Source organism: Oleiphilus sp. HI0067, assembly GCF_001635735.1.
In genome coordinates this window covers 1-10,285 of sequence record NZ_LWFI01000900.1, presented here as the reverse complement: position 1 = coordinate 10,285, position 10,285 = coordinate 1, and the positions used below count along the sequence as shown (strand labels likewise).

The following is a 10,285-nucleotide window of genomic DNA, read 5'->3' as shown; positions in this document are numbered from 1 at the left end:
CACTCATCCCCGTGTGGAATTTAATCTCATCGACAGCGTTTACATTTGTTGGATCTGAAACGGCTATAAATAGTCTATTGCCGCGCACATATAAGGGGAGTGCGCGATGTTTGCGAATAAGTTTCTCGTCTACAAGCTTTTCTGGAAACGATTCTTTTAGAAATGCTCCAAGGTCTAGAACTGGAACACCAAATTCCTCTGCAGCCGAAAACGCAATGGCTTTAGCATTTGCTAAGTTCTCTGAAACGAGATGCGTGATTAGAGGAATGTTGTTTTCGATCGCATGCGTTTGTGCATTTAACGCGGTGTCTTCATCAATAATTTGATCAAGAACGAATTTGCGGGCGAGTCCAGTTAAGTTTGTTGGGGCATTGCTTGCCATAGTGTTCTCTTACTTATAGGTGTTCTAATTCAATAAGCAGAATTAAATGCGCGTATTTATTATTAGCTTACGTGCGTTAATTCATCTGCTATTTAAAAATTGTAGAGCAAGTTTCGGTTTTTAAAAGAGATTCTACCTAGTAAGGGGCAATATGTGGCGTTAAAGCTAGTTTAGGTGTTCGGTAGTCTGTGACTTCAGTTTGATGTGGAGAGTTAAATCTGAATCTTCTAGTGTCGCGGCTGTGTAAGAAGTGACAAATTGCGTCACTTATTGCTATCGCAAGTCGTTCGTTATAGATTATTTACTCTTATAGTTGTTTCTCTTAAAACTCCATAAGTCATTGCTTTTAAATAAAAATAAAATATTTTCTTGCGCTTGGCATGGGTGCTGCTAACGTTAGTATTAGACGCGCTTGATGACTGCTTTGAGAACTTTTTTGCAGTTTGAAAGGAAAGGTCTCAAAGCAGTCAATAACGCCCAAGCGGCTTAGAAAAAAATTATTATTCGCTCATAGAGCAATTGGAGATTGATAATGAACAAAGCAATGCAAACAGTACAGAAAGGTTTTACGCTTATTGAATTGATGATCGTTGTTGCGATTATCGGTATTTTGGCAGCAGTAGCGATTCCTGCATACCAGGATTACACCATTAAATCTGAAACAACTGCAGCATTAGCAGAGTTGTCGGCACTTAAGACACAGTTTGAAGTCGCAGTTAACAGTGGTGATACTCCATCATTAACGGCAACTGACGCAGGCTTTATCGGTCAAACAGCGAACGGCGGAACATATTGCGGCCTAGCTCTAACGGGTACTACTGCGATTACTTGTACTCTTGACGGTTCGACTGCTGTTACTGGCGCAACGCTTACTTTAAACCGCGATGCGGCGACTGGTCTATGGTCTTGCGCAACAGGTGGTAATATCAACTCTGTTGCATTCCCAGAGAAATACAAGCCAGGTTCTTGCAGCTAATAGATGACTGGTATGAGAAAGAGGGCTACGCCCTCTTTTTTTATGTCTGCCACTTATGACGATCAATAAGAAAGAGAGCGTTTAGGATGATGAAATCTCAACGTATTTTGTTAATTGTCATTACGGTTTTTCTGTTTTTTGCTTTCTTTCCATTAGCACCAAGCTTTACCTATAGCTTTTTTGAACGACAGCGTTTACTTGAAGCTATAGTTCTTGTGTTTGCTACTTTTTTCCTCGTTTTCTCTTTAATCTCCGGTCGCAACAAGGCCAACGATTTTGTTTGTAGATTTAAATTGCCTTTACTTGGGGGGCTGGTCTTTATCAGTTTTGGCTTGGTCTCGGCAATGCTCTCTATCGAGCCCGTGAATTCGTTTTTGTACGTATTGCACTTTTTTCTCTTATTTGGCTTGGCGATATTTGTCGCGATCAATAGTTCGACTACCTTTGTTAAACAGGTGTTTGTAGCGCTCGTTGTTACGCATAGCTCGCTGATCTGCTATGCGCTGTTGTACTTATTTTTTGCTGCTAGCGATGGCGGTAAGATCGTTCCATCGGTTGTTTATTTTGGTTTCGATAATATTCGCTTCTTTAATCAGGTTCAGGTGTTTGTACTGCCGGCTTTATTATTTTTCTCATGGAGTGAGCGTTTCGGACGGCTTGCTTTGCTAATGCTATTCGGCAATTTGCTATTGATGTACTTGGGCGGCGGATTAGGGATTAGTTTGGTGTGGGCGCTTACCCTATTGTTTATCGCATTTTTTGATAAGCGCATGGCGGTAAAAGGGTTGTTGGTGTCTGTAGCTGCTTACGCTTTAATGTGCGTTCTTTTGTATATGTCGAGTTTTGATGAGTCGGCAAAACAATTAATTACAGTAAACGATGGTGGTCGCATACCTCTATGGTTGGCGACTATCGATCAGCTTAGTTTGATGCACTTACTTGTTGGTATCGGGCCGGGTTTATTCGAAGCACCGGTTAAATTGATAATGCTCAGCCACCCGCATAATTCAATTTTGGAATTGTTAGTTGAATGGGGCGGAGTTGCTACAGTTGCGATGATTGGCATAGTGCTTTGGACCTTGTCGTTGTATCGAGGACGATTGAAGGCGAATAGAGCGGTTGAGCTGATTGATATTGCCTTTATGTCTTTTTTAGGCGCTTTGATGCTTTCATTGGTTTCTGGTGTGATCGTTATGCCAATGGCTCAGTGCCTGTTATTTGTATTTTGGGGTTTGTTTCTCGGGCTTTATTTAGGGTCTATTTCCCGTCAAAGTGACTTGCGAATTATGTCATTAAAAACCTCGACTCAAGGTTCGTCCCGAAGTACGATTTTAACGACTATGCTAGCCATCACGCTTTTGTTTATCGTTGTTGCATATGTGATATTGATCGGCATAAGCTATTCGCTAATGGATCCTTTTGCTCCGGCCATGCAAGGCCCACGTTTTTGGCTTAATGGCGAACGATATTTGGACCTCATAACAATAAAGAACTTTTTAATTGGTAAGTGATATGGATATAAAAAAGGTCAAAGGTTTTACTTTAATTGAACTAATGATCGTTGTTGCGATAATTGGTATTTTGGCTTCTGTCGCTATTCCGGCTTATCAGGATTATGTTTCAAAGTCACAGTTAACTAGTGCATTTTCAGAATTAGCATCGCTAAAAATCACCTATGAGGTTGCTGTTAATGAGGGAGAAACTCCATCGTTAACGCCCGGTTCCGGAGGGTATGTTGGTATGACCTCAGCAAGTAGTGAGTATTGTACGCTAACTCTGCTTACGTCCAATGGTGGTATTAGCTGTGCTTTGAAAAATGTAGGTGTTGGCTTAGCTGGAGCTACTTTGCAATTGCAGCGTGCTTCGGATGGAATATGGGCGTGTGTTTCTAGCGGGACAGTGACTGCAACGTCTTCAAGCATCCCAGTACGTTTTTTGCCATCCGCTTGTAGTTAAAACATGGGTCAGATCTTGCTATATCTGACCCTAAAAGGCCTTTTGGTTTTTACTTAGCTACAATCAAGTGCTTATTCTTTTCTAATATACTTTTTCCAATTCCTTTTACTTCTTTAAGTTCCTCGACGTCATGAAATGGGCCGTAGCTCTTTCGATATTGAATAATCGCTTCAGCTTTTTTCACTCCGATTCCTTTTAAATTACTCGCAATCGTTTGCGCGTCTGCTTCGTTGATATTTAAGGGTGATTGAACGGACGCTTCCGAGGTTTGGTTTGCTTCTTGTGCGTAAGCAACTGTGCTGTGTAAAAGCACAACGGCCAACACGCTGGCAAAGACTAGTGAAATAAAGGTTTTGATTTTAAACATAACTGCTCCTTGTTAAATGACACATGGAGCGCTTTTACCGATTGGTAAAGAGTTGAGTAGAATCCTTCTACGTATTTGGTCGCATCCATGCGCGGTAGAGTGTATTAAATGCACTAATGATTTGTAAATCGCAATTTTTGGTGTAGGACTGATTTACGCTGTCCATGAGACCGTGCCTTAATAAGTCTGAGCATATCAATAATGCGGAGGTGGTGGCTCTGGGGCGTTATCTTCATTGCCCGATTTCATTTCATTTAAGCTCTGTTTGAGGACTTTGTTTGCGGTCCATAAATCTTGAATATCGCGGCTTTGCTTTGTGACAATCTGATTTAATGTGTCTATCGTATCGTCCTGAAATGCAAGCTTCATCTCGAGCTCTTCGAGTTTATGCGTTAGCTGTTCTAAAGAAAGTGACATATCCGCTTCTGTGCTGGTAAATGAATGCGCGCAGTATATGGCTTATCACTTTGATTTTGAATCGGTATCGCTCGCGACTATTGGTGGTTTTGGGGCGTGCTGCTGAGCAATGTAGGTGTACGATAACAATATTGAGAAAGCGATGACGCCATATATGAAACGCCTTAACTTCGTAGTTTGTCTTCGATTATTTTGATGCGAGTGGGATGGAATCTTTTTCATTTTCCGCTGTCTGTTTATTGTTGTTGTGTGCATTCGCCGCAGATTTGTACTCGGAGTTGAGGCAAATCACGACCAAACAGCTGCATCGTTTTAAACTTGTGGCCAAATCTTAAGCGAAGATTAAGTTGTACGTCTATCGTATTTTTCTTAGTTTGATTTTTCATTTAGCCCGAGCTCGTAAGCTTGAGCGTGTTTGTTGGAGAGTAAATGAAACAGGTTACCGTCATTCTCGGCATTATCGCCCTCACATTTTTGTTGATTTTTTGGTTTGGCTTATCCAAACCTGAAGCGACAAGCGGCGCTGTTGTGCAGTCTCGTGCATTGACCGTATCGGTCGAAAAGCTTGAGTTAAAAGACCACCAAGTGCAGCTTCGTTCTTTTGGCCTTATTGAGCCTGAGTTTGATTATAAGATTCATGCTCTTGTTGCGGGGCACGTCGTGACCAAGAACCCGCGCTTCAAAAACGGCGAGCGGGTTCGTTCAGACGATGTATTACTTGAGATTGATGACGTAAGTTTCGTGAGTGCAGTGGCTCAAGCTCAGGCTGAACTCTCGGCGTCGAAGCTTAACCTAGAAGACGAAAAAGCCCGAGCGCAACAAGCGCTGACAGATTGGAATAAGCGTAATCCAAATCAAAAAGCGCAAGATTACGTGTTGCGTATCCCTCATGTTAAAGCTGCTGAATCACGTTTGAGTGCGGCAAATGTTGCGCTTGATACGGCTAAGTTAAATCTTGAGCGCACGAAGGTGCGTGCAGGCTTTGATGGTTTGATACGAAATGCGAACGTTAGGCAAGGTGAGGTGGTCTCTACTAACACTTTGCTCGGTGAAGGTTTTAGTACGAATGCAGGTATCGTAAAGCTACCAGTGAACGCAAATGAGTTGAATATACTAGCTGCTGAAGGAAGCCTAGGTGAGGTCTTGTCCATTGTTGTTGAAAACACTTTGTTATCAAGTTCAGATCAGAGCAAAGTTCTTTGGCCTGCGACATTCCAGAGATTAGAGGCTGGTGTTGATACGCAAACTCAGCAGGTTACGCTCGTCGCTAGAGTAGACTCTCCCTTTGATCAAACTCAAGAGCGCCTTGCGCTGCTCCCTGATCAATATGTGTCTGCGACAATTACAGGCCAGGTACTGCGCGACATTATCGTCATTCCCAATTCACTTATATATCAAAATGAATATGTGTACCTAGCAACAGGCGATTCATTAGATCAGCTTGAGCGCCGCACTGTGAAGGTTATTCATCAAGACGATACGTATTCAGTGATCGGCGAGGGACTTAAAGCAGGTGACATGTTAATCACTACGGCATTAGGGCAACTTTCATCTGGTACGTTGATAAAGGTTGCTGAATGATTGCTTGGTTCGCGCGCAATAGTGTCGCAGCAAACTTATTGATGCTCACAATCGTTCTGATTGGATTGGGCTCTTTAAAACTAAATATTCCTCTTGAAGTATTTCCTAGCATAGAACCTCGAATTATTCAGGCTAGCGTAGCCGTGCCTGGGGCATTGCCAAAAGATATTGAAAGCTCTGTCTCAACCAAACTAGAGCAAGCGGTTGATGATCTCGAAGGTATCGCCGCATTGTCGAGTCGCTCGACTGAGGGAGTGGCTCAGGTCAATATTGAAGTCGATGAGCGATATGATCCGCAAACGCTATTAGCTGAGGTTAAAAACCGTATTGATAGTGTCAATAACTTACCCGCTGATGCGGAACGCCCTATTGTCTCCTTGGTGAAACGTCAACGCGAAGTCATTGGCTTGGCTGTATACGGTGATCTTGCCGAGCGTGAATTGCGACAAGAAGCAATTAGTATTCGGGACGACTTGCTTGCAATTACTGGCGTAAGCCAAGTTGAGCTTGATGGTGTGCGCGATTATGAAGTGTCTATCTACGTGCGTGAGCAAGTAATAGAGCGTTACGGCATTACTCTTGAAGAAATCGCTTCGCGTATACGAGAGGCCTCACTCGATTTGTCTGCTGGAGCAATTAAAACAGTAGGCGGCGACATATTGCTTCGCTCAAGTGGTCAGGCTTATGGGGCGGATGAGTTTAGCCGTATTGTTATCCGTACTAGTAATACTGGCGGAGTCATTCGCTTGGGTGACGTTGCAGATATCGTCGACGGTTTTGTCGAGGATGTAAGTATTACGCGTTTCAACGTTAAACCAGCGGCCCTGATTGAGATCTATCGTGTTGGCGACGAAAGTGCGATTGATGTTGCCGATAAGGTAAAAGACTACATAGCAACGCGCAGTGAAGATCAAAACCAGTTGTTGCAACTAACCGCATGGCGAGATCGATCTAATATCGTCAAAAAGCGTCTCAAGACTTTAAGCGACAGTGCGATACAAGGCGGTATTCTTGTGATGTTGCTGCTGACTTTGTTTTTACGCCCCGCGATCGCATTTTGGGTTTGTATCGGTATTCCTGTCACCTTTATGGGTGCCTTTTTTGTCATGCCGTTTTTTGGCGTGAGCATTAATATCATTTCGCTATTTGGCTTCATCTTAATTCTAGGGATTGTGGTTGATGATGCGATTGTCACGGGCGAGAACATATACTCGCATCTAAGAAAATCCGAGAGCGGTATCGAGGCCGTTATCAATGGAACGCAGGAAGTTGCTGTTCCAGTGACATTCGGGATCCTCACCACTATCGCTGCGTTCATGCCCATTGCTTTTATTGAAGGTGTTCGTGGTCAACTGTTTGCTGCAATCCCTGTGGTGGTCATACCGATTCTTTTATTTTCACTAATTGAATCGAAGTTAATACTCCCAGCGCACCTCAAGAACATCAGAATTCATCGTTCTCAAAGCGATACCTTAATGGGTAAGTTGCTAGCGTTGCAGGAACGTTTTGCAATCGGGTTTGAGCGCTTTATATTACGCTTCTATCAGCCAATGCTTAGCGTCGCCTTGCGGTATCGCTACGCGTGTTTGACCTTTGCTATTTGCTTACTCTTTATACTCAGCAGTGCGCTGAGTTCCGGTTTAATGCGTTTCATATTTTTCCCTAAAGTGCAGAGTGAAGTGGCAAGAGCCTCGTTAACGATGCCAACCGGTACCCCAGCGCCTGTTACCGATCAACACGTCGTCTTCATGCTAGAGCAGGCACAAGTATTACAAGACAAGTATATCGACCCCGTTAGTGATGAATCGATTATCGAGAACATTATGGCGACAACAGGCTCTGCGGGTAGCTCATCAGGCAGTAATATTGGTCGGGTAATGTTTGAAATTACAGCACCTGAAGATCGCTCTCTGGCGATATCTAGTCGAGAACTGGTCAATGAATGGCGCCGCCTCGTAGGTACTATTCCTGGTGCTGACGGACTGACCTATCGCGCCGAAATTGGTCGTGTCAGTGATCCTATCGATATCGAATTACGTGGTGATGACTTCGATGAGCTATCGGCAATCGCCGACAAATTGAAAGAAAAGCTCGCGTCTTATCCTAGTGTATTTGATGTCAGTGATACCTTCTCTGATGGCAAGCAAGCCTTAGACATCAATTTACGCAAAGAAGCGCATGTGTTGGGATTGACTAGGCAGCAAGTTGTATCACAAGTGAGGAATATCTTCTTTGGGCTCGAGGTGCAGCGCATTCAACGTGGGCAAGACGACATAAAGGTTGTATTGCGTTATCCCATTGACGAGCGTCAGAGTGTCGCTAAATTGCGCGATGTATTAATCACGACGCCTACCGGTGAACGCGTGCGCTTGGGGGCTATTGCTGATCTGTCTCCATCGATCAGTCCCTTGTCGATTCTTCGTAAAGACGGTAAGCGTACGATCAATGTGCAGGCTGATGTCGACAAGCAAAACACCAACATGTTGATTTTGAATCAAGAGTTAAGAGATTTCTTAGACCTTGAGTTAGCTGCATATCCTGGAATTACGTACTTGTTAGAAGGTGAGGCCAAGGAGCAAAGTCAGTCCTTTGGAAGCTTGAAATACGGGTTACTGTTCGTCGGATTTGTCGTGTACTGCTTATTGGCGATTCCGTTCAAGTCCTACTTTCAGCCGTTTATTGTGATGTCTGTGATTCCCTTCGGAGCAATAGGTGCGATTGGTGGTCATTTCATTATGGGGATGGATCTTACCTTAATTAGTTTGCTCGGTATGCTCGCTCTTATTGGTGTTGTGGTAAACGATAGCTTGGTGCTCGTTGATTTCGTCAATAAAAAGCGCGCTGAAGGGATGGCGATTCATCATACCGTGCGCATTGCTGCAGCGTCACGCTTTAGGCCTGTGATATTGACGTCACTGACGACCTTTATCGGATTAATGCCTTTGTTGTTTGAAAAATCGACACAAGCACAATTCTTGATACCTATGGCGGTATCCTTAGGCTTTGGGATCTTGTTCGCGACCTTGATTACCCTGATATTAGTGCCGATTAACTATCTTGTGGTTGAAGATATCAAGCGATTGTTTTTAAAAACACATTCACACTAGAGCGCGTTTGTTTACAATGAATGGTAAGAGCTTAGGCTTCAGGTCTAGGTTGTCATTTGATGTATAGAATAAAAACTAGGTGTACTTTGAAGCGTCAGCATTCTGTTCCCATTCAACTCATTCGATCATTACTTATCGCACCTCGTAAACGCGCGGTTGATCTTGAAGCCGTGTGCGCGCAAGCCAGACTAGAGCATTGGCTTGATTTGATTAATATTGATGATGACAACACGCGCTTCCCTCTTGAGGAGCTCGGCGTATTTTTAATTACTTTGTGGCGCTACATGGAAGATGAGGCGGGCGGCTTTCTGAGTCACAGACTCAAACTCGGAACGTTTTCGATGATGTGCCACGCCCTTATCTCTGCGCCTAACCTCAGACGAGGCTTGCTTCGGAGTGCTCGGTATATCGCCTTGCTCACGGATGATCTGCGTTTGACCTTAGAAGAAGAGGGCGACGAGGCTCGCTTTGTCTTCGCGTGGGATAATCCTCTAGGTGAAGATGAAGTGTTTTTTATTACCTCTATGTTCGTGATATGGATTCGTTTGTCTTGCTGGATGATTGATCGTCCGATGTTGCTTGATAGGGTTGACTTTCAGTTTGACGAGCCTAGTTATTCAGATGAATTTTCGCTTATGTTTCCGTGCGCACTGAACTTTGGTGCCGAGCGAAATGTCTTTGCATTTAACAAACGAATGCTTGGATTACCCATTAAGCAAGATCCGCATACTCTTGTAAATTTCCTCAGCCACGCGCCTCAATCTTTGCTGACGCAATTTAGGGCAGATGATAGCGTCACAGCACAAGTGAAAAGGCTTTTAATTGATGCTTATGCTAAGTCATCAACTCTAAGTTTTGATGATACTTCAGGACATCTAAATACAACCACACATACGCTCAGACGTCGCTTAAAAGAAGAAGGGCACAGCTTTCAAGAGATCAAAGACAGTGTGCGTCGAGAGAGGGCATTCTTACTGTTAAAGACATCTGATATATCCGTGAATCAACTATCAGAGTTGCTCGGCTTCTCTGAACCAGCCGCGTTTATTCGTGCTTTCAAGAAGTGGTCAGGTCAAAGCCCAACCGCATTTCGTAGTCCAAAATCAGAATCTCATTAAATCCAATTTTTCTCTCCAGTGCTTTCGAAGTATGAGTATTTCACTTCTGTTTTGCGTCATTTTTGATCTGTGAAACATAGTCTTACCGAACTTTTAGCTTTCGTTAAACCTGTAAGAAAAGATCAACAAGCTTGTAAGGTTTTATCATTGAGCCAAGCGCTTGCTTGTTTATAGTCATTGTCGGTTTGAATCCAATACAACAGGAATGAAAGATAATGACAAACGAAGCCCTGATTTTTGATGCTATTCGTACCCCTCGTGGTCGAGGGAAGGCGACTGGCGCACTTCATGAAGTAAAACCAGTTACTTTGCTGTCCGACTTATTAAACACCTTACAAGAGCGCAATGGTTTCGATACAAATTATGTAGATGACATTGTAA

General features: G+C 43.5%; 8 protein-coding genes and 2 pseudogenes. 7 read left to right on the top strand and 3 right to left on the bottom strand.

Annotation, left to right across the window (positions count from 1 at the left end; all coding sequences use genetic code 11):
• Positions 1-382 (bottom strand): annotated as a pseudogene (locus tag A3739_RS10320) (type IV-A pilus assembly ATPase PilB); the annotation flags it as partial.
• A 532-nt stretch (positions 383-914) separates the two neighbouring features.
• Between A3739_RS10320 and A3739_RS10315 the strand changes: the two are divergent.
• From A3739_RS10315 to A3739_RS10305, 3 genes are all read left to right on the top strand, one after another.
• Complete coding sequence (locus A3739_RS10315; protein WP_304440135.1) at positions 915-1,358, top strand: pilin; 444 nt, start codon at positions 915-917, stop codon at positions 1,356-1,358.
• An 86-nt stretch (positions 1,359-1,444) separates the two neighbouring features.
• Positions 1,445-2,869, top strand: coding sequence for a hypothetical protein (locus A3739_RS10310; protein WP_068501264.1), 1,425 nt, complete (start codon positions 1,445-1,447; stop codon positions 2,867-2,869).
• Between the two features lies 1 nt (position 2,870).
• Positions 2,871-3,314: a pilin gene (locus A3739_RS10305; RefSeq protein ID WP_082878351.1), complete on the top strand. Its 444-nt coding sequence runs from the start codon at positions 2,871-2,873 to the stop codon at positions 3,312-3,314.
• A 49-nt stretch (positions 3,315-3,363) separates the two neighbouring features.
• Here A3739_RS10305 and A3739_RS10300 read toward each other — a convergent pair whose 3' ends face one another.
• Complete coding sequence (locus A3739_RS10300) at positions 3,364-3,681, bottom strand: ComEA family DNA-binding protein (RefSeq protein WP_068501262.1); 318 nt, start codon at positions 3,679-3,681, stop codon at positions 3,364-3,366.
• A gap of 195 nt (positions 3,682-3,876) precedes the next feature.
• Entirely contained in the window at positions 3,877-4,098 is a 222-nt protein-coding gene (locus A3739_RS10295; protein ID WP_068501259.1) for a SlyX family protein, read from the bottom strand.
• A 429-nt stretch (positions 4,099-4,527) separates the two neighbouring features.
• Between A3739_RS10295 and A3739_RS10290 the strand changes: the two genes are divergently transcribed.
• The 4 genes and pseudogenes from A3739_RS10290 to A3739_RS31400 form a co-directional block, all read left to right on the top strand.
• Positions 4,528-5,679 (top strand): efflux RND transporter periplasmic adaptor subunit, encoded by a 1,152-nt coding sequence (locus A3739_RS10290; RefSeq protein WP_068501257.1) that lies wholly within the window; start codon positions 4,528-4,530, stop codon positions 5,677-5,679.
• A complete protein-coding gene (locus A3739_RS10285) occupies positions 5,676-8,786 on the top strand; it encodes an efflux RND transporter permease subunit (protein ID WP_068501255.1) in 3,111 nt (1,036 codons plus the stop codon). The genes A3739_RS10290 and A3739_RS10285 overlap by 4 nt, the downstream gene beginning before the upstream one ends.
• An 86-nt stretch (positions 8,787-8,872) precedes the next feature.
• Positions 8,873-9,904, top strand: a complete 1,032-nt coding sequence (locus tag A3739_RS10280; RefSeq protein ID WP_068474712.1) for an AraC family transcriptional regulator — start codon at positions 8,873-8,875, stop codon at positions 9,902-9,904.
• A gap of 215 nt (positions 9,905-10,119) precedes the next feature.
• Positions 10,120-10,285: pseudogene (locus tag A3739_RS31400) on the top strand (acetyl-CoA C-acyltransferase); the annotation flags it as partial.